Source organism: Exiguobacterium sp. SH5S13 (genome assembly GCF_004337085.1).
GTDB classification, from domain to species: Bacteria; Bacillota; Bacilli; order Exiguobacteriales; family Exiguobacteriaceae; genus Exiguobacterium; species Exiguobacterium aurantiacum_A.
The window spans coordinates 19,077-45,083 of sequence record NZ_SJUS01000016.1 but is presented as its reverse complement, the minus strand read 5'-3'; the positions used below and the strand labels follow the sequence as shown (position 1 = coordinate 45,083).

The following is a 26,007-nucleotide window of genomic DNA, read 5'->3' as shown; positions in this document are numbered from 1 at the left end:
AGTGACGACGATGCAAATTTACTGGACGCCAATCCTGAAAATCGTGAACGAAGCGCCGGATACATACACGTTCCAACTCGAGCTGCCCGACGGCTTCACGTGGGACGAGGGGGCGCATACCCACTTCGCTTTAGAAGGGTTCAACAAAGAAGACAGACCGAACCGGAGCTTGATTCGCCACATGTCGATCTCGACGCTGCCGCGTGAAGGCGTGATCGGCATCACGACCCGGGTCAAGCCGGAGTGCTCGACGTTTAAATCGATTCTGCGTGACATGGAGATCGGCGAACAAGTCGCCATCTTCAAGACGCATTCGAACGTCCCATTGAAACGAGCCGGGAAGAACGTCTACCTGCTGTCGGCTGGCGTCGGGCTCGCGACGTTCCGCCCGATCGTACTCGAATACTTGGAGAACGGGGAAGGTGTGTCGCATCTCCACTCGCTGAACGTCGACTCATCGGCGAACTATTTGTTTGAGGACGTCTTCACATCGACAGATACGTTCACAGCCGATTTCGTCGACAGCCGCGGGCGTTACCACGAGACGGTCAAGACGCTCGCAGAGGATATGGACGGACTGTATTACGTCGTCGGGAGCGACGACTTCTTACGCGAGACGATTGCGACGCTATGTGAGCGGGGCATCTCGCGGGAACAAATCGTGCTCGACAAGCATGACTTCCAGTTGGATGAGTTTTTCACAGGAAAAGGCGAAAATTCTCTTTCTTCTTAAGTCAGAGGAGAAAAGAGTGGACGTGAGAAAATTGCCGCTATCCTATCGAGACGACAATCGAGCAATCTAGCTCAATAAAAGGTAGCTGACTCATTCTATATTGAATGAATCAGCTACCTTTTATTTGCTATGGACGTCAGGCATGCCTCAGATTGTGAACTCGATTCCTTTAGAAGTGAGCCAAGCGATTAACACGCCATACCCAAATATGCTGATGGCTGAATAGGTGAGAAGTGTAGAGCGTCTCATCCCAATCGAATGACCAATCACGCCAACTACCCATGATCCTAATAGAGGCGTGACGAGGATGATGGACCAACTGCCATGTTCGCGCATTAAATGACTAAAACGGTGTTTCTCTAGGCGGTCTAACCAGCCACTAAGACGTTTGAATCGATGAAGCCAATCGTAAAAATAAGCGAGCAGAGGAACCGGCAAGAAGTTACCAAGCCCGGCCCAAAGGACGGCAGAGACGCCGTCGAGACCGAGTAACATCGTACTCGGGATGGCTAAATAGATTTCGAACATAGGGAAGAAGCCCATGAACCATGCGGTCGCAGACAGGCTAATGTATTCAAATAGATTCATTTTGATTCTCCTTTATGTTCAATCGTTTGACCACTTGTCTTCACGGTGAATGCCTAAATTCAAATTATTGAATACTTCAATTGAGCCTTTCACATCAGTCCATTCTTCTAATAAATAATCATAGAATCGTCCTTCGTTTCGAATCAATTTCTTTGAGTTGGGCGGGACATCCTCGAGAAAGAGCTCCATCTGATATTCATTTTCCACGTGTACATAATAGTGTAAATCACCGATGAATCTTGGGTCTTCAATCACTTCGATTTTCATCAGTCCGCGTTCCTCGGCATTCGAGAGTCGCATCACAAAGAGCCAACAATACATACATTCTTTTCACTTTGACGGTCTTTACTAAAAAACACGTCTCGGAAGAATTATTGCTTAATCCATTTCGCACTCCGGCCGAGTCCAGACGGAGCGATTTCCCCTTCATCCCGCAATTCCCGAAGGACACGGTTGATGGTCGCCTCACTAATGTCGGGGCAGGCGCTTCGGATATCCGACTTGGTAAACGGTACGATTCTCCCTTCTACGAATCGTCTAATCCGACTACTCTTACTTTGACTTCCTGACGTGACGAGTCCTACACGATCTTCTAGCTCTTTATATGCGGCAAGAATCACGCTCAACAGATAATGAATCCATGGAAAAGGGTCTTGTTGATTCTCATGCCAATCGATTGAGGACAATCGTAGGGATTCATAGTAATCTTCTTTTCGTTCCTCGACAATCTTCTCGAGACTAATATAGCGACCGACCTCGAAGCCGAATTGATAGAGCATCAACAAGGTTAAAAGACGGGCGATTCGTCCGTTCCCGTCATTGAACGGATGGATGGATAAAAAGTCGAGGATGAACATACTCGTCAAGATGAGCGAATCGACGTCTTCATTTTGCCGACGTTCTTTTACACTGTCACATAAGGCCTGGACAGCCGCTGGGGTCTCAAAGGCTGGGACTGGTACGAAACGCGTCCGGCGCGTGCCATCAGGGAAGGTCTCACTAATCTCGTTATCGACATTCTTCCATCTCCCGCCCTCAATCGGAACAAACTTGTAGAGCTCTTTATGGAGCTGAAGCAATATGTTCGGGTTGATTGGGATGTCCTGGGCTGAGGCATGAATCAAGTTCAATACATCCCGGTATCCGGCAATTTCAGCTTCCGAGCGGTCGGCCGGGTCAGAGGTCTTCGACATGATGGTGTGTAGGCGGCTCTCGGTCACGACGATTCCCTCGATTGCATTGGAAGCCTTGGTCGATTGGATGACAGCCACGTCACGCAAGGTGTTCAGAATTTGAGGCGCCTGTTGTTTATACAGGTCTTGTTTGCCTTTGTATTCATTGATGTGGCCGATCAATCGTACGGTCTCCATCGGCAAGGAGAGATTTCTTAAATACTGATAATCGTAATTTCGCATAAGAATCACCCTCATTCATTATCAAAATCGATTAAACATATTCATTTCATCAATTTTTGACTATGTTTAGCTATAATATAACCTATTTATGATGAGTTTAAAATATTAAACATACTCATTCTCTTAATGTATGACTATGTTTAGGGATAGATGAGTTATATTTCAAATTATGAACGTGAGTGACATGAAAAAGCGCATCTCCGATTTCAACGAAGACGCGCTTGGTTCATATGATTCATCGTATGTGTAGCATCAGACTTCTTCATCATTGTACGGAAGTTCGACATTCAGACCGAGGACACGTTCCCCGGTCTTTTTGTGTGACAAATCGCGACGAACCGTTCGAACAGGTCTCGTCCGTCCGGTGTCCCGATCGACTCGGGGTGGAACTGGACGCCGTACGTCGGATGTTCGGGATGCTCGAGCGCCATGATGACACCGTCCGCAGTCGTTGCCGTCACGACGAGTTCCGTCGCTTGGACGACGAGCGAGTGATAGCGCATGACGTCCATCGGCTCGCCGTCAAACAAGGCACCAGGTGTCGTCTCGATCACGGACGTCTTGCCGTGCATGACCTCACGGGCCCGGCCGACCGTGCCGCCGAACGCTTCGGCGATGACTTGATGACCGAGACAGACACCGAGAATTGGGATCTGTCCCGACAGCTGCCGGACGACGTCGAGGGAGACACCGGCGTCACCTGGACCACCTGGACCAGGTGAAATGATGATACCGGACGGGGTAAGGGCGCGAATTTCATCGACCGTCAGCTCGTCGTTACGGACGACCAAGACATCGCTGAACCGGGCGACGTCTTGATAGACGTTATACGTGAACGAGTCGTAGTTATCGATCAGTAAAATCATGCGAACACCTCCAACAGGGATTTGGCTTTATGCAGCGTCTCTTCATATTCCGATACCGGATCCGAGTCAAAGACAATGCCGGCCCCGGCTTGGACGTACGCCGTATCGTTTTGGACGACCATCGTCCGGATGGCGAGGGCGAAGTCGAAGCCGCCCCGGACGTCGAGATAGCCGACGGCCCCGGCGTATACTTCACGTTTCACCGTCTCGAGCTCATCGATCAGCTGCATCGCCCGAATCTTCGGTGCCCCGGAGACGGTGCCGGCCGGGAGACAGGCCCGAAGTGCGTCGATCGGGTTCAAGTCGTCACGCAGTTCGCCTTCGACTTCGGAGACGAGATGCATGACGTTTTTGAAACGCTCGACTTCCATCTGTTTCGGGATCGTGACGGTGCCGACTTTGGCGACGCGGCCGATGTCGTTCCGGCCAAGGTCAAGCAGCATCCGATGTTCGGCCAGCTCTTTCTCGTCTTCAATCAAGTCGGCGGCGTGGCGCATGTCTTCTTCGACGGTCTTGCCGCGCGGGCGCGTACCGGCGATCGGGTTCGTCGAGACGCGGTTCCCTTCGACACGGACGAGACTCTCAGGCGACGCCCCGAGGACGATCGCTTCGCCGAGGTCGATGTAGAATAAGTACGGGCTCGGATTAAGTTTTCGCAGCGTCCGGTAGAAGTGGAACGGGTCACCGGTGAACGTCGCGTCAATCCGTTGCGACAACACGAGTTGGAACACCTCGCCGGCAAGGATTGCTTCTTTCGCTTTCAAGACACGCTCGATAAATGCGTCCTTGTCGGTCAAGATCCGTTCGCTCGTTCGGACGACCGGCGCGAGTTCATGCGTCTTCGCCGTCTCGAGCTCGATTTTCAACTGTTCGAGCCGGGCCGCTCCGTCGCTGTCGCCGGTGTCAATCAAGATGACACGCTCCTCGAGATGGTCGTATAAGACGACCGTCTCATAGCGCTGGAACAACGCGTCCGGCAAGTCGCGCGTCTCGGTCGGCGTGTTCGGGATCGGCTCATACGTCCGCAGCAGGTCGTAGCCGATATACCCGACGGCGCCGCCGATGAACGGGTAGGGCGCGTCTTCCGTGTCGCGTTCGATCAATGTGGATAAGACGGCGAGCGGGTCGTCCGCCTGGGTCGTGCCCGTTGCATCGGTCACGGTGTTGCCGTCGACACGGATCGTCTCGACCGGATTTGCCGCGATGATCGAGTAACGTCCGTGTTTGCCTTCAGCCCGGCTCTCGAGCAGTATTTTTCGTTCTCCTTGCAACCGGTGGAAGATGGCCACCGGGGTCAGTTCGTCGCCGTTGATGATCAGTTGTTCCATGTAATCTCCTCCTCCAAATAAAAAAGTCCCCCGCCCGACATGTCTAAATAGACATGAAGGACGGGAGACCCGTGGTGCCACCTTCGTTGGGGGAGTTCCCCCCACTCATCGCGAACGATCATTCGCTGTCCTCGGTAACGGGAGGACCCGTCAGAGCCTACGTATCGGTCTGAACGCTCAAAAGCCCATTCACGCGAGACACGTCACCGGTTCGCATCGACCACCGGCTTTCTGGAGACGTTCCTTCGCGCTACTCTTCTTTCTCATCGCGAGTTCGTATAATGTTATCGTTACTTTAACGGGATGAAGTGAGATTGTCAAGGTCTATCCGAGAGTTGCTGATCCGTCTGCTGTTTCCCGATGAATGTATAGGCAATCGAGAACGAGATGACGGGGAAAATTAAATTCCAAGAACTTAAGCTGATCATGCTCCATTCATAATGAACCGTCACCGGGGCGCGCTGATGGACGCGATCGAGGACAGATGCAATCGGCTCGGTCGAATGAACGAAATTGTGCTATGATGTACGGTGAAAGGAAGGTACAGCTATGGAAACACTCAACATGAAACAACTTTCTGACGACCGGTCCGCGTCTCAAACGGCGGGCGACCTTGACGCGATGCGGGGCATCATGCACGATGAATTCCGCTATGTCGACTCGAGCGGGCGTCAGTTCGATAAAGAGACATTTTTAGATCAGTTCGTCGACCCGGCCGCCATTCAATGGATCGCCCAAGAGACGGTGACGTTCGACGAGACGATCAAAGGTGAGCTCGCCGTCGTGCAACTGTTGCTCGAGGAGCGGTTCATCCTTGGGACGAACGCTTACGAGGGCCGATTCTGGGCACTGCACTTGTACGTGAAAGACCAGGATACGTGGCTCTGGCAAGGCGGACAAGCGACGATGATTCACGAGACGTGATCAGGCATCTCCAGCGATGGAGATGTTTTTTTGTGTGCTGAAGAGAAATGTGCACCTAAAATAGAAAATTATGTACCTATTTTTAAAAAAATCCATTAAAATAAAGCTGTTGTCTAATTCGATACATTATTTAGGAGGAATTCATAAAATGAAACAACCGAAATACTTAGCGCTTTTCCTCGCCGGGACACTCGTCATCGGTGGCTTTACACCGACGTTCGTCGCGGCTGAAGGAGACACGACGACTGTCGCCGACGTGACGGCACCTGCTGCGCCGGTCGTAGCGGCACCGTTCCATACGTCGACGTCGCTCACGATTCAAGGGGAGATCGGTGCAAAAGCTGAAATCCTTGTCGCTGGGAAAACATACGAGCGCGTCATCCGTACGAACGGTGAAGCCGTGTTCACGATGTCCCCACAACCAGTCGGCCGCGTCATCGATGTCCGTTTAGTCGATGCGAGCGGGAATGCAAGCGCCGTGACACGCGTCATCGTCGCGGAAGACCCGGCGGCACGTCCGGCGGCACCGGTCATCAACCCAGTCGATAACTCGGCTCGTGCGATCGAAGTGACAGGTACACCAGGACTCGCCGTCACTGTGACGGTCGGGGGCAGCACGTTCAACGGCTCGTTCGACGCGAACGGGAACTACCGCCGTGTCATCGCGCTTCAAAAAGTCGGTACCGTCTTGACGGCGCAGGCGAAGACGGCGAACGGTGCGATCAGCGAACTCGTCAAGTCGACGGTCGTAGCGGATAAGGTTGCACCGAGCAAGGCGCGCCTCACGCAAGCGGTCACGACGCTTTCGAACGGGATTGCCGGAACGGCAGAGCCGCTCGCGACGGTCATCGTGACGATCGACGGGAAAGCGTACACGGCCCCGGTCATGTCGACAGGGAAGTTCGTTCTCCCGATCCCGAAACAACCGCTCGGCAAGAAGATGTCGCTCGTCGTCCGTGACGGTGCCGGCAACCGTAGCGCATCAGAGACGCTCACGGTCCAACACGCGCTCTTCAACAACTTCCACCGTGTCAGTGACGAAGAGGGAAATCGTATCGTCGTTCATAAGGAAGTGTTCGCGGCGGATGGTTCGACTCGTTACAACGAGACGTTCGCACCGTTCTTCTTCGAACGCCCGACGAAAGCGAGCATGGGCTTCCTCTTGCAGTACTATGCGGAAGACGGTGAGCCGCTCGAATTCGAGAAGCTCCGTATCCGTGTCGGTTCGGCATCGTACGTCCATACGATCGATCCGTTCGATGTCGACTATATAGAGTACGACGATGGAACGGTCGACGAGACGTATTGGTTCATTCCGGATGCGAAGATGATTGCGTTCATTAAGCAACACGTCCGTCCAGAGAACCGGATCGTCATCACCATCGAAGGCTACGAGTATGAATTCGAATGGGCGCTCCTCGGAGGCGAGAAACGGGCCTTCATTCAATCGCTCCAATACGCGGGTTACTAATATAGAAGAAAGACGTTTTTCATAAGCTACGGACCAAACCGGTTCGTAGCTTTTTTTGTGTATAATTTGCAATCGGACTAGTCAAAATGCATTCCCTGAATTTCAAAATAGTCTTATTGAATCAGTTTTAAAAGTTTGGTCAATGTAAAAATAAGGGTTAATTTATTCCTTATTTTGATACAATCTAAAATTAGACATGGTAATTATATAAGGAGGTAATAAAAGTAAAATAAAATACATTTAAAGGATTAATTTAATCGAAAGATGTCGAAATGGCGTTATATCGGCGTTTTTCGACGATTTTCGACATTTGTAAAAGAGGTAAAACCGATACTTAATTATCTTTAAAACTCCAAAATTCAAAATCATTCCCATTTTTGCGAAAAAAAACGCTTGTGCTGATTGGAAGCGTTATGTATATTATGGATGTAAGGTTTTCCAAGTTCATACTTGGTAAATTGTTCAAGATTCACATCTTGAAAAGTACCTATCAGTTTAAGTGAAGCTCAAGACCTAAAGGATCAGGTTGCATAAGTCGTTCGAACGAATGGCGTATACATATGGAATCGTTTAGTGGGGGGAGCGTAGCTTGCAAGCTGGTAGCGCAAAATCGCAACATACCAAAGGGAGGATTTACACAAGATGGCAAAGAAATCATTCAAGTTAGTCAAAGCGTCAGCAGCACTCGCTGTGACGGCAGCAGCTCTTACTCCGGTAATGGCAGCAGAAGCTTCAACTTCAACAGTAGAACTTAAAGCAGAGGTCGTACTCGGCGGCAAGTTCAAAGAAGCGCTCGCGCTTAACACGCCTAAAGGTGTAGAAATCAAATGGGGCAAACACCTCGTAACTGCAATCAACACATGGCAGACAATTAAAGGCCAAGGTTCTGATGGCAAGACTTACATCAAGAAACTTTATGCTCGTAACTACCCACTCTACGTTCTTGACCAAGACCTCGGTGAAGTCGAAGCTGGTTCTGAACTTGTGAAACCATCGATTCGCGTAATGTACCGCGACGGTAAAGTTTACACACAAGCTCCTGAGCGTTTCACAATGAGCTCAACTTACAACACGAAAGATGCAGGCGAGCAAAAAGTCCTCATCTCTTACAACCACAACGGTAACCGTATCACTTCGTTCTTGACTTACACAGTTGTCGCAAGCGAAGTTGCATTCTCAAACGTTGCTTCTTCAGTCGATCAAGCGAAAGAAGTTCTTTCTGTAACTGCTGACGTTGAAAACGCTAAAGAAGATACGAAGGCAGATGTTCTCATCTACCCATTCAAAGACGCTTCTAAAGCAATCCCAGTTGCTGCAACAATCAAGGATGGTAAGTTGACTGCTAAGACTCCAGCTCTTCCTGCAGGAACTCACTCATTCGTCATCAAGTCTGGTGAAGTAATGACTGAAGAAACTGCTTTCACAGTTGAAGCTACTGAATTCTCAGTGAAGCCAGTTAAAGTTGACCAACTCGAAGTGAAATTCAACAAAGAAGTTTCAGGCGTTGAAGCTACTGACTTCAAACTCAACAACGGCCGCTACGTTACTAAAGTAACAGTTGACGCTGACGACAAGACTAAGTTGCTTCTTACACTCAACGATAGCTTGGTTGACCGTGGCGAGTACACGCTTTCAGTTAACAACTTCTCAGTTCCATCTGGCGAAGTGACAACTGCAATCGAAAAAGACTTCGAGTTCGAAGTTGCTGCTGCTGCTACAATCACACTCACAAAAACAAACTTCCTTGATGGCGACGATATCAACGACTTCATCGTTGTCAAAGACAAAAACGGCGTACTCTTGTCAAATGATGATGTAGAACTTTCTGCAACTTCAGCAGTCTTGAACACAACAACTGGAGTATTCAACTTCTCGGATACTGCTTCTGCAAACACATTCTTCGTAGAAGTTAAAGCAGTAGACGGTGCAGACGTTCTCGCGACTACTGGCGCTGTTAAAGTAACTGTCTCTGATGATCAAGAAATCGCAGCATTCGACGGCGTTCACATTTCTTCAGATGCTAGTGCGACAGAGGAAGAAGTATTGGCAGCATACAAGCAAGCTAAGAGAGATGGCGAACTTGATACTTCAATTAAACTTTCTGAATTTGACACATTCTTGGATGTGTTCGTGAAAGACGTTACTGGAGAACTTCAACTTCTTGATGTTGAATCATTCACTAACTTGACTCCAGCAATCGCGACAGTATCTGAAGTTAACGGGAACCTCGTTATCCGTGCGTTCGCTACTGGTACTGCTAAAGTTAAAGTTAAGAACGGTAACTTTGAACAGGTTGTAGAATTCTCAGTTGTAGCTGACTCTAAGATTGCTGACGCAACACTCACACGTTCATCACTCAGCTTTGATTCTGGGACAGTAGCAGGAGATGATACTCCACAAACTGTTGGAGTTGACTTCCTCGATCAGTACAAACAAGACCTCGCTGCAGTCATCGAATCAGATGGAGATGTTCGCGTAGCTGGTGACAAAGTTGGTACACTTGAAGTTAAATCGAGCAACACTAACGTGGCGACAGTATCACTCGACGCTAACGGTGATGTGTCAGTTGAAGAAGAGGATCGCAACGGTTCTGCTACTGTCACAGTCACGTTCAAAGACAACGCTGGTAAAGTGGTGTTCACGAAGTCAGTCGCTGTTAAAGTATCTGAATTTGATGCAACAGTCGCTTCTTACGACCTCGTTCTCACATCAGGGAACACGTCACTTGACGCTGATGTAGATACTACACCTGCTGATCAAGACGATGAAGTAACATACGAAGTCCGTGGACTTGACAAGTATGGCAATGTCATTGAAGTTTTGGAAAACAATCCAGCAACTGACGAAGTTCAATACGTTGTCACATATTCTTCAGCTTCACATGCAGAGTACTTCACTACAGCAACTGAAGGAGAGCTTTCATTCATCGCTGCAGCTACGACTGAATTCGCTGCTTCTGGTAAAGCGACAATCAAAGCACTCGTAAACGGTGTTCAAGTTGATACGATTTCAGTGGATTACACAAACACTGATTCTGTAGCAACGAAAGCACAAGTCAACACAGCAATGCGCACAATCGACGCATCTGAGTTCGTTGCTTTGGATGTTGATAACCTTCTCTTCGGTAAAGCTGAAAACGGTAAGTTTGTCTTCGCTCCTGCTGTAACGGTCGTTGACCAGTTCGGTAAGACAATGGGTTACGACTTGACGGACAACCAACTTTCTGTTCTTTCAAACGGAGTAGATCTTGAGATCTCACCAGTTGTTACAAACTTGGTTGGTCTTACGTACAACGGTCAGTTCCTCACAATCGAAGGCGACCGCGTATCAGGTACAGCTACAATCGTCGTACCACAAATCACAACTGATGAGAACGGGAACCTCCTTTCTTCACCAGTATCGTTCGACGTAAAAGTCGTCCGTTAATCGTTGACCCTCCCTTAGGGTTAAATAGAGCAAAGTCTTCGGACAGAGCCATCTTGTAAACCGGTAGTGCCTCGGCACTGCCGGTTTTTTCTGTGCTTTGCACAAAAAACTATTCCCCTTTTCTAAAAAAGCAATTATACTTTTTTTGTAATAAAAAATATCATTTCCCATAATTTTAAGAAAAGAGGAAAACATACGTGAAACGAATTATTTTTTTGTTGGCGCTCTTCTTGGTTGCCTCCGGCTTCGCTTTGCCAAGTGCGAACGCCGAGACGACCAATGAGCCGATCCCAGGGCACCACCGGATCTCAAACAGCCCTTACGTCTTACTAAACGACTGGACGGCGCTATATGAGCCTGCGACCGGCGAGCGCATCCCGCTCGAGGAGACGCTAGACATTATGCGTCACCATGACGTCAATAGCTTCGCGAGTATTGATGGTGACCACGTCGTCATCTTGAGAAGTTGCTCGGGTTGTTCCACGACGAGTTACCTCATCGGTTTTGATGGCAGCGTCACCGCTTTCTGGTTCGATGAAGACGACAAATTGCTCGGGGCGGATGTTGAAAATGATCGTTTGCTCTGGTACAAAGACGGCAAGACCGTCATGACAACACTCAACCGAGACGTGATTTGGGAGAAAGACCTTGGTACACGTTACGTGTCGTTGTCGACAGATCGAAAAACGGTGCTCGCCGCGTCGAGCCACCTCGAGACGGTCGACCACGTGTCGGTCGAGACGGGCGCGACGCTCTTTACTCGGACGTTGCCTCGCCAACTGAACCCGATCAACAAAGTGCTCACGTTCGAAAAGACGACCGTCTATGTGACGGGTTATTCGAACGAGGCCCACTACATTTACAATGAAACGACCGGTGCGGTCACCTTGACGACACGAAATCACTCACGGACCGAATATGCGATGTCGAACGGGGCGCTGCACTGGACCGGACAAAAAGCTTACTCGGTGCACGATGTGACGACCGGTGAGACCGAGACGTACCAAACGGACACCGTGCCGCGCGTCTATAACGGCGTCCTTGGCTTCACAGATCAGACGATGCCGATGGCGGATTACAAAAAGCTTCCGACGAAACTCGAACTCGTCGTCGACAAGCGCCAAAATCGCGAAGGGGACACGACGATTTATACGAAGCGTGACTACCCGGTCTATTTGAGCGCGACTTACCTGGACGGGACGACCGAGTCGATCTCGATTGAACGGGCGAAGAAAAATGGCTGTTATGAGCTGTTGACGTCGCCGTTCAATCGGAGCTATGCGACGACCGTCTATTACGATTTTGTTTATCTGGGGAAAGTATTTAGCGGTAGTTTGAATACGACAGATGAAGGGGCGGTCAGTTTAAATCGATTTGGTCTTGCTGGTGAAATTGTCGGACAGACGTCGCCGCGGGCAAGTGTCACCGTCCGTGTGTTGAAGTCAGAGACTGACGTGTTGACATACACGGCAAGTGCTGACGCGACGGGTGTCTTCCGTATGCAGACGGAGCGCCTGCTCCCGGGGACACCGCTCACGGTGACATCGAATTCGAGCGGGACATACGTTTATCGGAAACCGTTCGTCGTGCCGACGCCGAATCCGGAAGCGAACACGATCACGGTCGTGAGCGATTCAGCGGAGGCAGGTGTTGTCTTCAAGACGGTGCCGAACGGGAAAATCGATTTGTACGTCATCGAGTATGCGCACCGCTACTATGACACGATACAAGCGGACGCGAACGGTATCGCCCGTGTGACCGATACGGTCGACCCGATCGCCAAGGGTGTCGAGATCCAGTACGCGCCGGCCGGGACGGAAGGAGCCGAGAAGAAGCTCGTCGTCTATGAACGGGCCGAACCGGTATTCAGTCTAGCCGGCACGCCGAACGAAGGAGATACGACACTCACGATATCTTCGACGGCAAAATTGACGACGTTCACACATTATATCAACGGAAAACACGTCGGGAATGGGAAGACGGTCTCGTTGACGACGCCATTAAAAGACGGGGACGTCATCAAAGTCGTCGCCAAAGCCGGTGACCGGGAGAAGACGCTCGAACATCGTGTCGCCGCAGTTGGTCCGACCATCCTCCAAGTGACGGACGTCGCGATGACGGCGACGCATACGGTCGTCAGTGTTCGCCGTGACACGCGCGCTGTGCTCCAATTCTTCATCAACGGGAAGTTGACGACGGCGACACCGGTCTCATCGACACGCTTCACGGTGCCGGCAAAACCGGGCGACATCGTCCTCGTCCGCTTGACACGAGGCGGGCAAAAGCTCGACACACGCCTCGCCCTTCCGCAAGTGACGTTCAGCAACATTCGTCTCCACGATGAACAGAAGACGTGGGTCGGCATGGTGCTCCCGAACAGTCGCGTCACGTTGCAGAACGGGACGAAACAAATCACGAGCGGCAAGAGCTCATCGACGGGCCGTGTCGTCATGAGCTTGGCACCGCAACCGCTCAAGGCGAAGATCACGCTCGTCAGCACACGCGGTGTCTATCGCTTCGTCCAGACGGTGAACGTGAAGGCGGGTCTTACCCCGGTCATGAAGGTCGCCGCCCCGACGAGTACGATGCGCACGCTTACGGTGAACTCGAACGTCGACTACGGCACGATCACGGTCCGTCGCGGAACGACGCTGATCGCGACGAAGACGGTGACATCGAAATCGACACCGGTCGCGATCGCGGCACAAAAGTCAGGCACACGCCTGACCATCAAATTCACGACGCCGAAAGGGCGTACGCAGACGGTGTATGTGACCGTCCGCTAAACCGAAAAACGCCTGTCCGAATTGAAATCGGGCAGGCGTTTTCTTGTGAAGAAAAACGAGGCGCGTGAAGCACCTCGTTTGAAAAATTAATTGATGACCATGACAGACAGGCAAGACGTCGCCGCTTTGAGGCAGTCACGCTGCGTATCGTATTTGGCTTTGACGTTCGGGAACCATTTCCAAAGCGCTGCCGAGTCGAGTGAATCGATTTGTTGGAACGGCTCGGCCAGCTTCGCTTGCTTACTGACGCGCAGCGTGAACGAGAATTCGGATGTGGCTGACTGGTGCAAATCGATCTCCGCGAGCCGCTGTAAATTTCGTTTATATGTGAATCGCTCGGAACAAGGGAGAAAAGTTGTCATGACCGCACCTCTTTCTATCAGTTTCTTCCACATCAGTATACATTTATATCCATAATTTGTCGCTTCTTTTTTTGTTTTTTTAGGTTGTGATTTTGGATTAATTGACGTTTACTCTTTTATGAATTCCAAATACAAGGAATTGAATAGTTTTACGAAATTACGTTTCAAAAACATAGATATTAAGGGATTCTGACGAGTACATCCTTGTAGCCATACGCTTGAATCCGAATCGATTTTCCTTTGCTCAATCCGTAACTGCCGGCCGCGAGGTATGTCCCTTTGTTCCAATCGCCGGCATCCGACACGTTGCCCACCGCGAGTTGGGTCGGTTCATCATAAGTCCCGCCTGTCTTGAACTGTTGAGCGTGTTGTAGCCATGCCTGGTCCGACGAGCGGATGAAGATGTACCCGCTGCTCAGTTTGACTTCGACTTTTGGTGCGGGCTTTTGAAAAGCATGCAACGGTTGTCCGTTCACTTTGACGATGCCGAGACGTCCGTCGACATCGGCGACTTCGACGGAGACGATGTGCCGCTTTCCGTTTTGGATGGACACGTGACGGTACAGACCGGGTGCCTCGTATGGTTCAAGAATCATTTGACTGTCAAGGGTGCCGAACTGATGCAATTTCGGATTGGAATGCGTCCGCTTGAAGGCAATCTGTTCGAACTGACCCGTTGGACCGATGAGCCCGATCAACTCGTATTGATAAAGATCCGTTCGGTCGGTCTTCAAATCACGAAGCGGGCGATCGTGACGGACGAGGATGTCGTTGTCGTTCGCCAAGACGAACGGGTGATCATACGTCGTTGTGCCGAGTGAGGCGTTCACGTCGAGGATGAGCCGCTGCCAAGACTCAAGCGTCCCCATCTCGATGCGTGTGTTGGTCGCTTTCGCGTTCGTCTCGAATGCGAGTCGGTATGAGGGGAGGGCGTCGTCCGTGACGTGTTTTAAACCGAGCTGCGTGAACCATTGACGTAGCGTCTTGTCATCGATGGTTCGATTCGCCATCATCTCGGTCCAAGAACTGATTCGCCGCTCAGGGTCATTCATCCACCGTCCGCGAACGAGCGTCGCTTGCGGTCTTGTCCCGCGGATGAGGCCGAATTGACCGTCGAGCAGCTGATTGGCGTCCACACCTTTAAGGTTACGGACGACGGTCGTTTTTCCGAGTGTGACTTGGGCGTCCGGGTAGAGGCTCTCTAGGTGCGTGATCGTCCCATTGATTTGGACGTCGGCCGTGTAGCTGTGGGCGGACGGATATAGGTCGCCCATCCGCAGGACGAGGCGGTCGATCGTCGCTTTACCGGTGAGGGTGGCGCGACCTGTCAAGTCGACTTGCCGGAACGTTCCGTTCAAGCGCAAATCGCTTTCCCCGTAAAACCCTTTCTCATACGGTCTAGCGCCATACGTCGCGAGCTGGCGAACCGGGGCGGCCGCCGTGATCGTGACGGGCAGGTTCGGGAAGGCGTCAATCGGGACGACGAACGTGTGGATGCGGCTCGCCGCCGTGGCATCGATCTGAATCTGGGCAGCTTTAGGGCCGCGCAAATCAAATTTCAGCTCTTTATAGCCGGTCACGGTATTTCCGGATATGATCGGCAGTCCGAAGATTGTCTGCAGGGTGGCCATGTTTTTTTTGAAGAACGGCAGCAGCGGCGGGTCGATTTTATAGCTTTTCCCATAAATGCTGATCACCGAACCGCCTTTGTAAGAGGCGAACTGTGTATACGCATAACTTGGTGCCGGCAACGTGCCCGCCCCCGGTTTCGGCGCGGCGGTCTGCTTCTTGATGTCGCGCTTGGCGACATAGCCTTTCTGCTTGCCGTATTGGACGTTCGACCAGCTGCCTTTATCGGACAAGTGGGTGACGACCTTGCCTTTCGGTATGGTGACGAGCGTCTTCGCTTTCGTCGACGCCGATTGCTTGAGGGCGACTTGCTTCACGGTCACATATGTTGCCTTCGCCGAGACGGCCGGCGGGAATACGCCGATGAGGAGTGTAGCGATCAAGGTGAAGATGATAAATCGTTTCATGGGACTGGACTCCTTTACGCATTTTCTTTCAGTATAGCAACGACCGGATATGCAAACAGACCCTTTTGTCAGAAGATGGAAATGAGTTATTTGGAAACGGAAATAAAAAATGGTTCCCTTCATTTTGAAAAAGTTTCCTTATGTACGTGTTATGATGGTAAAAAAAGATAAATGGGGTATTCGATGAACACATTAATGAAAGGGACGCTTCTCACGACGGCGCTCGTCATGGCGGCGACGTCTGTCGGGGCCGAGGCCGGCGCGCGTCCCTTCTTCACAGAAGTCGCGAAAGACACGACCGTCTATCGGCTCATGCCGGATAAGTCGATGAGGCCGATCGCATTGCTCACGCCGAACAAGCGCTATGACGTCGTCGGCGTCTCGGGCGGGTACTATCAAGTCGAGGTCAATGGACGTCGTACATACGGATTGAAACGGGACATCCCGCTCAAGACGGCACTCCTCACGCAGGCGGTCGTCGCGGACAGTCAGTACGACCGTCTGCTCCACAACTATACGGCGCACTCGGTGAAGCGCGGAGTGCCATACTATTATGGTTTCTTGACCGAGGCGCAGGCGGTATCGCAAGCGGACTCGGCGCTCAAAGGCAGTTGGCGTCTCGGTGCAGCACCGGGTCGACAAGCCGTCCCGGACATCGCGACGTTCGATTGGGAACGTGACATTCGAGTCGGCGACTCGACGTCGTTCATGTTCCAGGCCCAGTACTGGATGGTCTTGAACCAAGTGACGATGGCGTACCATTACACGAAAGACGCCAAGTATTTGGCATACGGTAAACAGCTCGTCGAAGGGTGGGTCAAACAGTATCCGACGGCGCAGTATAAGCGTTATCCGAACGCCTACCATCAGCAAGGGACGGCCATCCGGACGTTCCACTTGATCAACTTTTGGAATCAATTTAAAAAGTCGCGTCTGAATAACGACCCGGCGTTCAGCGCGCTCGTGTTGCGCACGGTCGAAGGACACGGTGACATCCTATCGACGCCGTCATTTTATCGTCCGCGCCATAATCACGGCATCTTCCAAGACATGGCGCTTACCGATATCGCCGAGACGTTCCCGGAACTCGAACGGTCATCGGAGTGGCGCGACCTCGCCGCGTTGCGTCTGACCGAGCAGCTCGACCACTCGTTGAGTCCGGACAACGTCCATCTCGAGCATTCGCCGGGCTATCAAGTGTACACGTATGAGATGCTGTACCGCTTCAATCGCTGGATCGAGGCGAACGCCTTCACGACGTCACCACGGCTCGAAGCCGTCCGACAGATGCCGGAGACGCTGACTCATCTCGTCAAGCCGAACCGGACGCTGCCGCTGTTTGGGGACACGACAGGCGAGCCGCGGACGATGTCGATGATATCGACGCTGCGCAATTATCCGCATCTCATGTATGCGGTCAGTGGCGGGAAGGAAGGGGAACGCCCGCTCGAACGGACGAAACAGCTCCATACCCAATACGCGATTCTACGTGAACATTGGGGTGAGAAGGAGCCGTTCGCTGATGCCATCTCCCTCATGATGACGGCCGGCTTCCATAATACGGCGCACAAGCATCAAGACGACTTGAGCATCGACTTGTACGGCTACGGCCGTGACTTCATCGTCGAGACGGGACGCTTCGGGTACACGACGCTTCCGCAGAGAAATGCAGCGGTGCACGTCAACGCCCATAACACGGTGAACACTGGCACCCGGCAATTGACGCTTCATCCGAGTACGATCGGTAAGAGCGGGATCGTCTCGGTCGAGGAGACGGAAGGGTTACAACGAGCACTTGGGTACAGCGAGTTGATTGGGCAGGATATGCACCATACGCGCAGTATCGCCCATGATCAAGCGGGCACGGTTATTGTCGCCGATACGATTCGGTCGGACTCGCGTGCCTCGTTCACCCAACGTTTCCACCTCGGTGTCGGGTTAGAACCGGTCGCGGAACAAACTGGTGAGATGACGTTCCGCGACAAAGAGGGACGCACTCTCCAAGTCGTTCAGCTTCCGGTCGCGTCGTCTGGTGCGATGAAACGAGAGTCGAGCTTTATCGCCTACCGTGACTTCGAGTGGGTGCCGCGTCACCAAGTCGTCTCGACGAAAACGGGTGCAGGGACATCGTTCGTCACGTTGTTCCACATGTCGAAGTCGGGGACGAACGTTACGTTCTCGAACGTGGTTGAGAATGATGCGAGTTATGTTGTCACGTATTCTCTTTCGGACGGACGCTCGCGGACGATTGAGATGCCGAAGGGTGAAGGACCGGTGTTGGAGCTTGAGGAAGTTGAAATATCAGAATGAGCGAGAGGATGCCAATCGGTGTCCTTTTTTTCAAAATTCAAAAGAAATAACGAAATATTTACAGAAAAGTAATTGTGTTATTTTATGAGATTGCGTATCTTTAAAAGTGAAGTCTGTACGCGTTTTGTAATCGCTTCCATTGGCTTGAGGTCAGACATCTGGCAGTGGCGACGAAATGGCGGTTATGACTTCGGTTCGGTCGACTTATACATAATAGAGGAGGAACAGTGCATGTTGAATTCGAAGACACGCAAGGTTTTATCAAGGGATGCTCGCGGCGACGCTCACGGCATCGGTGATCGCCCCGGCGGTCGTGACAGAGGCAGCCCCGGCGAAAAAAACGTTCAAATTGAAGGCGGCTTTCGTTGAGAACGGGGATCTTGACGCAGCGCTCGATAAGACATACCAAGGCAACAAGATCTATTGGTACAAATCGACAGTCAACATGGACAAACTCGGTACATATCAAACGGTAAAAGGCTACATCAAGTGGAAGAACCAACACTTCGAGAAGAAAGTGCGCGTCATCAACTATCCGAAAGCGATCATCGCACCGAAGGGTGAGTGGACGTTCAAGCACGGCGAGAAGTTGACTGGGCAATTGAACACGCTCCAAATCCAATTCGTCGACCGCGTTCTACGCCAACCGGTGAAGTGGACGAACTTATCGACTGACAAGATTGGGAAGTTCACGGCGACGGCATCGTACACGCACAAAGGCCGCACGGTGACGCTCGACGTTCCTTACGAAGTAAAAGGTTTCGAACTCTCGTTCATGCATACGAACGACACGCATGCGTCGCTCGACTTTGCGGCGAACCGTGCTTCGGCAGTCAAAGAACTCCGTGCCGCTAACCCGAACCGCCTCTTAGTTGACGCGGGTGACGTCTTCTCAGGCTCGCTCTACTTCAACGAATTCAAAGGACAAGTCGATCTTAAGCTCATGAACTATATGAAGTACGACATGATGGTACCGGGTAACCACGAGTTCGACCTCGGCACAGAGCAAGGCCATAAAGAGTTGGCACAATTCGTCCGTTACGCGAACTTCCCGTTCGTCAGCTCGAACGTCGACTACTCGAACGATCAATACGTGAAGTCGCTCTTCCGTGATGAGATCGCGATGAAGCCTTACAACGGTCGCTTGTATGAAGGGATCATCCAAGAAGTCGACGGTAAGAAAGTCGGATTCTTCGGTTTGACGACGGAAGACACGGCGAACATTGCGAGCCCAGGACCGATTCAATTCCAAAACTATATCGACGAAGCGAAAAAAGCCGTCAAAGCGTTCGAAGACATGGGCGTCGACCAAATCGTCGCTGTCTCGCACCTCGGTTACGACGACAACCCGGCAATCGACAACGACCTCGAACTCGTGAAAAACGTCGACGGCATCGATGTCATCATCGGCGGTCACTCACACTCACGTCTTGACGCACCGGTCGTCATCACAGAAGGTGGTAACTCGACCGTCGTCGTCCAAGCGTATCAATACGGTGACTTCCTCGGTACGCTCGACCTCGTCTTCGATAAAGACGGAAAAGTCGTCTCACAAGCCGGTAAGCTCATCGATGTGAAGACGTATGCACCAGACCCAGGCGCAGCCCGACTCCTCGCACCGTTCGCGGCTGAAATCGACGGCATCAAGAACGCTGAAATCGGCGCGACAGCGACTGCCGAGTTTGAAAACTTGCGTGACGCAGGTGACGTGACGAAGCCGAGCGTTCGTAAAAATGAGACGGCTCTTGGTAACTTGATCACGGACGGCATGCTCGAACGTGCGAAACAAGCCGACCCACAAGTCGTCGCGGCGATTCAAAACGCGGGCGGTATTCGTGCTAAAATCGATGCAGGCCCAATCACGACAGGCGAAGTGCTCACGACGCTTCCATTCGGAAACACACTCGCGGTCATGACGCTTCAAGGCAGTGAGTTGCTCGCGGCACTTGAACGTAGTGTCAGCGTCTATCCGATCGAGAGCGGCGGCTTCCTCCACATGTCTGGCATGAAGCTTGAGTTCGATAGCTCGAAACCGGCGAACAGCCGTGTCGTCAAGGCGCAAGTGCTCCAAGGCGAGACGTATGTCGACATCGACCCGGCAGCAACTTACAAGATTGCCACAAACTTCTTCGCAGCGAAGGGTGGCGACAACTACCTCGAGTTCAAGAAGGCTTATGAAGAAGGACGCGTCAACGACCTTGGTCTCATCGACTGGGAGATCATGCGTGACTATCTCGTGAAGCAAGGCGAAGTCACACCAACTGTTGAAGACCGTATCAAAGACGTCAAATAATGATTTTCGAAAGGACATCCACTGGGTGTCCTTTTTTTGTCTCCGTTTTGTCAAACAGATGATTTTGCCTTTTGAATTGAGCGTTTGCTATAATCAATGGGTGTCGAAACGAGATGTTTCAAATAACAGGGCATCGGCTAAAGAGAAAACGATGCCATTATGAATTTGGAGGAACCCCCCATGAGTTGGAAACGAAAAGTGAAGCGTGGTGTCTATTTAGGCATGCAACGCGGCAAACGAATCGGCCGTCGGTTGATGAAAGGAACGAAGACGCAAGTGCAGACGAGACAGTTCGTCGAAGTCGTCCCGTCTTGGCACGCTCGGACGTCTGCGAACTATGAAGTTGACGGTGCGGCGCTCGTTTCTACGATGGCTGAAAAACAATTTTTATCATACGGTGAGCGCGCCTCGTCGTTTCGGGCGGTACCTGGTGCGAACTCATTTCAACTCAACCCGTCAATCCGCGAGTTTGACGCGAGTTTAAACGTTGAGAAGAGCGGTGACATCGAAGTCACGTTGCTCGTCATGATTTATAGCGACGAAGAACGCAAACGTGTCGTTCGCGTCGGAGACGGTGTCCGTACGACGGTCTCGCTTGTAGACGGTGAGACGAAGACACGCTTTGTGATTCAAACGCAAGGAAAAGGTCGGGTCTTGATTCAATCGCTCCTGATTGACGGACAATCGCTTTGGAACGTCGAAGGAATGAGCAGTGCGGTGGCAGACGCCGACTTTGACGCGATGATTCCTTTAGATGTGGATTCGCTCGAACTCATCTCGCCGCTTAGCCGAATCGTTGAGATCGATGGCGGACTCATTCGTGTCAGCGGGCAAGGGAACCAATACGAGCACTACGGTGTGCTCGAGACGGCGCTCCCTCACGTCGACACCGAACGCGGTATCGATTTTTCGCTCGCCGATATGGACGATTACGTCTATCGTTTCTATTTAAAAGGAGAAGCCGAAGAGCTGGCGAAAGCGACGTTGTTCGTCGCGACGTATGCCCACGGTGAACGCGACCAGCTCATCGAGGTCCCGCTCGGCTTCAGTAACGTCTTGAGCCTTACACCGAGCCATGATTCGGTTCGTTATTTCATCCGTTTCCACGGCAACGGTACACTCTCAGACTTGAAGCTCGGCGTCATCCGTGAGAACAGTGTACGCCGTACCGAGACGTTCGACCTTGACCCGACGTTCTGGACGATCCCGACACCGGAATCAATCAAGTTAAAACAAGATCCGTCTGGTCTCCGTCTCGTCCTCGATGTCGAGCCGGACGTGCGCCGCTACGTGTCGTATATGGAAACGAACAACCGCTTCACGGTCCTCCCGAAAGAGAAACCGTATACGGTCCGACCGAACCATCGTTACCGTGTGACGGTCGACGGTGAACTCGATGCGAACACCGGTGTCGTCCTCTACATCATCTCGTATTCGTTGACTGAGCGGTTGTCGATGCAGCAAGTACAACTCGGTAGCGAGAAGATTTTCGAGTTCGGGAAAGACGTGCGCTACCTGCGCTTCGCACTCCGCGTCGACGGGACTGGCGAAACGCTCGTCACGAACATCCGCGTCACCGAAGAGATCATCACGGACCGGACGCAAGTGCCGGAGTGGATCGACCCACGCGAGGCCCGTCTGTTTGAAGCGAAACCACGCGAGCTTCACGAGATGAAAGTCGCAGCCATCTTTGATGAGTTCACGACCGCCTCGTATCGCCCTGAATGTGAACTGATCACGTTCTCGCCGGACGATTGGCCGGCTGTTCTCGCCGACCGTCAACCGGACTTCCTCATGGTCGAATCGGCCTGGAAAGGGAACGACAAGACGTGGGAGAAGAAAATCGTCAAATATGGCACGAACACGTGGGAAGAGCTCGACGCGCTCCTTGACTGGTGCCGCGTCAACAACGTGCCGACCGTGTTTTGGAATAAAGAAGACCCGATTCACTATGACCGCTTCATCGAGACGGCGAAACGGTTCGACTTTGTCTACACGACGGACGCGAACATTCTCGATAACTATAAAGAAGACTGCGGACATGACCGGGTCGGTGCTTTGCCGTTCGCGGCGCAGCCGAAAGAGCATAATCCGATCCGTCTGCCGGGCACACGTGAACCGTACGCCTCGTTCGCCGGTTCGTATTACGCAAACCGTCACGAATCGCGCCGTATCGATATGGATCGCTTGTTCGCGGCGGCTGATAAATATGGCCTTGTCATCTATGACCGGAACTATGAAATGAACCAACGCGGTGAGACGGATCAACTCCAATTCCCGGAGCAGTTCCGTAAATCCATCCGCGGTAGCTTGAAGTACAACCAAATCGCTAAAGCGTATAAAGGCTTCAAAGTCATGCTGAACGTCAACTCGGTGAACGATTCACCGACGATGTTCTCACGCCGCGTGTTCGAAGGGCTCGCTTGTGCGACGCCGGTCGTCAGTACGCGCTCTGTCGGCGTCAAGCAGATGCTCGGGGATTACGTCTTCCTAGACGAAGGCGACGAGATGCTCGAAGAGACGTTCCGCAAACTGCTCACGGACGACAGCTTCTATGAAGACGTCGCCATGGGCGGCATGCGACACGTGCTCAAGTACCACACGTACACACAACGTCTCGCCCAAGTCGTCGGCAACATCGGTCTGCCTTATCGTGTCGATCACCCGGAAGTCGCGCTCGTCGCGTTCGTCCGCTCAGCCGACGAGATGGACCGCGCCGTCGAGACGTTCCGCGCGCAAGACTACGAGCATAAACACCTCGTCGTCTTCCTCGACAAGTTCGAGGGGCATCTTGACTTGTATGAAGCTTACAACACCGAGGACATCTCGACGTTCATGCTCAGTTACTTGACGCAATATAACGCCTTGTCTGAGATTCTTGAAGGCTTCGACTGGATGGCGTTCATCCGTCCGAGTGACTATTACGGACCGGCGTACGTGTCGGACTACATGCTCGCGACGCGTTACGCGGACTCGAACATCTTGACGAAAGAAGATTACTTCGTCTGGAAAGACGGACTCGAGAAGATTGACTCGGACGGCACGTACCGTTACGTCTTCGACGCGACCCCGTCGCGCTCGATCATGAAGCCGGATGTGCTCCGCTTCTACAGCGTCCTTGAAGCGCTCGATGTCTTAAAACAAGACGAGACGCTCAAAGAGCTCGCTCAGTCCGGAGAACGGATCTTCAGTACAGACCCGTATCAATACGTGAAAGCAGGGAGCGATATGCCAAAAGCGGTCGCTCAGGAGGTACAATTATGACGACACCACTTCGCGTCCTCGTCTATGGGGATGTCAATTTAAATTTGATCGACGGATCGGCCATTTGGCTGACGTCCGTCGTCTCGATGTTGAACCAAGACCCATCGATTCAAGTCGACGTGCTGCTGAAGCGCTCGATCACAAAACCGGAAGTGACGGCCGGCATCCGTGAGTTGCCGAACGTCCGCTTCATCGATGTGTTCGCCAAAGATTCAGGCAGACAAGACGCGCCGTACTACGAGCGCGGAGTACTCCAAGCCGACGAAGCGGCCAGGCTGATTGACGAGTTGATGACGGCAGGCGGCTACGACATGTCATTCATCCGTGGCTTCCAGCTTGCCTACGACTTGTCACAGTATGAACGGACGATGGCGAAGACGTGGACATATATCACCGACTTCACACACGACCATACGCAGGCGTCGGCAGAAGAACTCGCCCGCTTGCAGCAGATCGCGTCGCGTTCGGCGCGCATGCTCTGTCAGACCGAGGCGATGAAGACGTATTTCGAATCGTTCCTGCCGACGGACCGGCCGTTCCTCATCTTGAACCCGATGATCCCGAACGTGAAAGACGAGACGCCGACGTTCACGAAACCGAACGATCGCCTCGTCTATACGGGCAAGTTCGCCCCGCTGTGGTATTCGACGGAGATTCTCGACGCGTTCGCGAAGCTTCGGGCCGACTACCCGGCCGAACTCCACGTCGCCGGCGACAAGTTCAATCAAGACCCGAACAACCCGAACTTTAAACGAGACGTACTCGCCCGCTTGAAGGCGGATGACGGCGTCCATTGGTTGAAAGGGATTCCACGCGCCGATGTCGAGACGTTGATCGACTCGAGTGCGATCGGTGTGTCGTGGCGTCATCCGGAGCTCGACGCGAGTCTTGAACTGTCGACGAAACTGCTCGAGTACGGATCGCTCGGAAAACCGGTGCTGTTGAACCGTAACCCGATGCACGAACTCATCCTCGGTGCGGACTATCCGCTATTCGTCAATTCGGAAGACGAGTTCATCGAGAAGGCGAAGCTCGCGCTCACAGATGAACGTGTCTATCGCGATGCGGCGAGTCGCCTCTATGAGATGGCGCAATATTACACGTTCACGAACACGTATAAACGTCTCCACGATGAACTGTGGGGGATGAAGAAGATCAACTTGCTCTTCGCCGGACACGATTTCAAATTCCTGCGTCTGTTCATGGACTACTTTGAGCGCCATCCGCGCTTCAACGTCTTGATTGACGAGTGGGAAGGTCACAAAATCCATGACGTGAATCACAGTAAGGCGTGCTTAGACCAGGCCGATATCATTTTCTGTGAATGGGGTCTCGGTAACGCCGTCTGGTATTCGCACCATAAAAAGCCACACCAGACGATGATCGTGCGCATCCACCGCCAAGAGAAAGAGACGCCGTTCCCACGGGAGTACAACCTTCACAACATCGACCGGATCATCCTCGTGTCGCCGTATATGCTCGAAGAGATGTACCGCTTGTTCCGGATCCCGCGTCATAAGATGACGATGATTTACAACGCGGTCGACGGGACGCGTCTCATCCAACCGAAACAGCTGGACGAGTTGACGTTCCACCTCGGTATGATCGGGGTCAATCCGAAGTTGAAACGACTTGATCTCGCGCTCGACATGCTCGAAACGCTCCGCAAGGAAGACACGCGCTACAAGCTATTTATCAAAGGGCATCATCCGAACGAGATTTACTGGATCAATAAACGGGAAGACGAGCGCGCCTATTACGATCGTCTGCTCGAACGACTCGAGGAACCGACGTTCAAGGACAGTGTCGTCTTCGACGGTCACGGTGATGATGTTCCGGAATGGCTGACGAAAATCGGCTTCATCTTATCGACGAGCGACCTCGAGAGCTTCCATCTTGCGCCAGCAGAGGCGATGACGTCGGGAACGTTCCCGATCATCCGCCATTGGACGGGGAGCGAGACGATTTATCCGGACGACGTGCTGATGGAAAACGTGCTAGACGGCGTCGACATCATCCGATCGTTCCGCGATGATTCAGCCAAGCTACTCGCGGCGACACAAGACTATATGGCTTACGCACATCATCATTTCGCCATCGAGACGCTCGCACCGAAGCTTGAACAGCTCCTTTTGATAGAATTGAATCGGAAACACTAAAAGCAAGCCCGGTCATCCCGGGTTTGCTTGTTTTGAAATTATTTTG

16 protein-coding genes and 1 other annotated feature are annotated in these 26,007 nt (G+C 52.2%); of the genes, 9 read left to right on the top strand and 7 right to left on the bottom strand.

Features of this window, described 5'->3' with window-relative positions; genetic code table 11:
* Positions 1-10 precede the first annotated feature (10 nt).
* Positions 11-733, top strand: coding sequence for an FAD-dependent oxidoreductase (locus EVJ30_RS09410; RefSeq protein ID WP_131468865.1), 723 nt, complete (start codon positions 11-13; stop codon positions 731-733).
* Positions 734-880: 147 nt separating this feature from the next.
* Here the strand turns inward: EVJ30_RS09410 and EVJ30_RS09405 are convergent, their stop codons facing one another.
* The 5 genes from EVJ30_RS09405 to trpE all read right to left on the bottom strand — a co-directional run bounded on the left by EVJ30_RS09405 (position 881) and on the right by trpE (position 4,930).
* The gene (locus EVJ30_RS09405) at positions 881-1,321 is read right to left on the bottom strand and encodes a small multi-drug export protein (protein ID WP_131468863.1); all 441 of its coding nucleotides are present in this window, start codon (positions 1,319-1,321) and stop codon (positions 881-883) included.
* A gap of 18 nt (positions 1,322-1,339) precedes the next feature.
* On the bottom strand, positions 1,340-1,588 hold the full coding sequence (locus tag EVJ30_RS09400) for a hypothetical protein (RefSeq protein WP_131456457.1): 249 nt from the start codon (positions 1,586-1,588) through the stop codon (positions 1,340-1,342).
* Positions 1,589-1,692: 104 nt separating this feature from the next.
* Positions 1,693-2,736, bottom strand: coding sequence for a Fic family protein (locus tag EVJ30_RS09395; RefSeq protein ID WP_236636073.1), 1,044 nt, complete (start codon positions 2,734-2,736; stop codon positions 1,693-1,695).
* A gap of 287 nt (positions 2,737-3,023) precedes the next feature.
* Positions 3,024-3,602, bottom strand: coding sequence for an anthranilate synthase component II (locus EVJ30_RS09390; protein ID WP_131456461.1), 579 nt, complete (start codon positions 3,600-3,602; stop codon positions 3,024-3,026).
* The gene (gene trpE, locus EVJ30_RS09385) at positions 3,599-4,930 is read right to left on the bottom strand and encodes an anthranilate synthase component I (protein WP_131456463.1); all 1,332 of its coding nucleotides are present in this window, start codon (positions 4,928-4,930) and stop codon (positions 3,599-3,601) included. The genes EVJ30_RS09390 and trpE overlap by 4 nt, the downstream gene beginning before the upstream one ends.
* Before the next feature lie 53 nt (positions 4,931-4,983).
* Positions 4,984-5,206: a binding site (T-box leader), on the bottom strand.
* 273 nt (positions 5,207-5,479) lie between these two features.
* Between trpE and EVJ30_RS09380 the strand changes: the two genes are divergently transcribed.
* The 4 genes from EVJ30_RS09380 (at position 5,480) to EVJ30_RS09365 (ending at position 13,537) form a co-directional block, all read left to right on the top strand.
* Positions 5,480-5,854, top strand: a complete 375-nt coding sequence (locus EVJ30_RS09380) for a nuclear transport factor 2 family protein (protein WP_131456465.1) — start codon at positions 5,480-5,482, stop codon at positions 5,852-5,854.
* Between the two features lie 148 nt (positions 5,855-6,002).
* A complete protein-coding gene (locus tag EVJ30_RS09375) occupies positions 6,003-7,325 on the top strand; it encodes an Ig-like domain-containing protein (RefSeq protein ID WP_131468859.1) in 1,323 nt (440 codons plus the stop codon).
* Between the two features lie 642 nt (positions 7,326-7,967).
* The gene (locus tag EVJ30_RS09370; protein ID WP_131468857.1) at positions 7,968-10,751 is read left to right on the top strand and encodes a hypothetical protein; all 2,784 of its coding nucleotides are present in this window, start codon (positions 7,968-7,970) and stop codon (positions 10,749-10,751) included.
* 197 nt (positions 10,752-10,948) lie between these two features.
* Positions 10,949-13,537 carry a hypothetical protein gene (locus tag EVJ30_RS09365; protein WP_131468855.1) on the top strand — a complete coding sequence of 863 codons (2,589 nt, stop codon included), beginning with the start codon at positions 10,949-10,951 and terminating at the stop codon, positions 13,535-13,537.
* A gap of 86 nt (positions 13,538-13,623) precedes the next feature.
* Here EVJ30_RS09365 and EVJ30_RS09360 read toward each other — a convergent pair whose 3' ends face one another.
* Both EVJ30_RS09360 and EVJ30_RS09355 read right to left on the bottom strand, forming a co-directional pair.
* Positions 13,624-13,899, bottom strand: coding sequence for a hypothetical protein (locus tag EVJ30_RS09360; RefSeq protein ID WP_070328525.1), 276 nt, complete (start codon positions 13,897-13,899; stop codon positions 13,624-13,626).
* 179 nt (positions 13,900-14,078) lie between these two features.
* Complete coding sequence (locus tag EVJ30_RS09355; RefSeq protein ID WP_131456474.1) at positions 14,079-15,935, bottom strand: SH3 domain-containing protein; 1,857 nt, start codon at positions 15,933-15,935, stop codon at positions 14,079-14,081.
* Between the two features lie 183 nt (positions 15,936-16,118).
* On the opposite strand from EVJ30_RS09355, the gene EVJ30_RS09350 reads away from it, so the two are divergent.
* The 4 genes from EVJ30_RS09350 (at position 16,119) to EVJ30_RS09335 (ending at position 25,961) form a co-directional block, all read left to right on the top strand.
* Positions 16,119-18,245, top strand: a complete 2,127-nt coding sequence (locus EVJ30_RS09350) for a heparinase II/III family protein (RefSeq protein ID WP_161568766.1) — start codon at positions 16,119-16,121, stop codon at positions 18,243-18,245.
* A 268-nt stretch (positions 18,246-18,513) separates the two neighbouring features.
* Positions 18,514-20,538 (top strand): bifunctional metallophosphatase/5'-nucleotidase, encoded by a 2,025-nt coding sequence (locus tag EVJ30_RS09345; protein ID WP_131456653.1) that lies wholly within the window; start codon positions 18,514-18,516, stop codon positions 20,536-20,538.
* Positions 20,539-20,718: 180 nt separating this feature from the next.
* A complete protein-coding gene (locus EVJ30_RS09340) occupies positions 20,719-23,802 on the top strand; it encodes a CgeB family protein (protein ID WP_131468853.1) in 3,084 nt (1,027 codons plus the stop codon).
* On the top strand, positions 23,799-25,961 hold the full coding sequence (locus tag EVJ30_RS09335) for a glycosyltransferase (RefSeq protein WP_131468851.1): 2,163 nt from the start codon (positions 23,799-23,801) through the stop codon (positions 25,959-25,961). The genes EVJ30_RS09340 and EVJ30_RS09335 overlap by 4 nt, the downstream gene beginning before the upstream one ends.
* The last annotated feature ends 46 nt before the right edge of the window (positions 25,962-26,007 follow it).

What these genes read in the sequence shown, in the direction of transcription:
- EVJ30_RS09350 (WP_161568766.1), top strand. Translation starts at nt 16,119, where the DNA reads ATGAACACATTAATGAAAGGGACGCTTCTCACGACGGCGCTCGTCATG.
- EVJ30_RS09380 (WP_131456465.1), top strand. Translation starts at nt 5,480, where the DNA reads ATGGAAACACTCAACATGAAACAACTTTCTGACGACCGGTCCGCGTCT.
- EVJ30_RS09340 (WP_131468853.1), top strand. Translation starts at nt 20,719, where the DNA reads ATGAGTTGGAAACGAAAAGTGAAGCGTGGTGTCTATTTAGGCATGCAA.
- EVJ30_RS09360 (WP_070328525.1), bottom strand. Translation starts at nt 13,899, where the DNA reads ATGACAACTTTTCTCCCTTGTTCCGAGCGATTCACATATAAACGAAAT.
- EVJ30_RS09405 (WP_131468863.1), bottom strand. Translation starts at nt 1,321, where the DNA reads ATGAATCTATTTGAATACATTAGCCTGTCTGCGACCGCATGGTTCATG.
- EVJ30_RS09355 (WP_131456474.1), bottom strand. Translation starts at nt 15,935, where the DNA reads ATGAAACGATTTATCATCTTCACCTTGATCGCTACACTCCTCATCGGC.
- trpE (WP_131456463.1), bottom strand. Translation starts at nt 4,930, where the DNA reads ATGGAACAACTGATCATCAACGGCGACGAACTGACCCCGGTGGCCATC.
- EVJ30_RS09395 (WP_236636073.1), bottom strand. Translation starts at nt 2,736, where the DNA reads ATGCGAAATTACGATTATCAGTATTTAAGAAATCTCTCCTTGCCGATG.
- EVJ30_RS09375 (WP_131468859.1), top strand. Translation starts at nt 6,003, where the DNA reads ATGAAACAACCGAAATACTTAGCGCTTTTCCTCGCCGGGACACTCGTC.
- EVJ30_RS09390 (WP_131456461.1), bottom strand. Translation starts at nt 3,602, where the DNA reads ATGATTTTACTGATCGATAACTACGACTCGTTCACGTATAACGTCTAT.
- EVJ30_RS09410 (WP_131468865.1), top strand. Translation starts at nt 11, where the DNA reads ATGCAAATTTACTGGACGCCAATCCTGAAAATCGTGAACGAAGCGCCG.
- EVJ30_RS09370 (WP_131468857.1), top strand. Translation starts at nt 7,968, where the DNA reads ATGGCAAAGAAATCATTCAAGTTAGTCAAAGCGTCAGCAGCACTCGCT.
- EVJ30_RS09345 (WP_131456653.1), top strand. Translation starts at nt 18,514, where the DNA reads ATGCTCGCGGCGACGCTCACGGCATCGGTGATCGCCCCGGCGGTCGTG.
- EVJ30_RS09400 (WP_131456457.1), bottom strand. Translation starts at nt 1,588, where the DNA reads ATGAAAATCGAAGTGATTGAAGACCCAAGATTCATCGGTGATTTACAC.
- EVJ30_RS09335 (WP_131468851.1), top strand. Translation starts at nt 23,799, where the DNA reads ATGACGACACCACTTCGCGTCCTCGTCTATGGGGATGTCAATTTAAAT.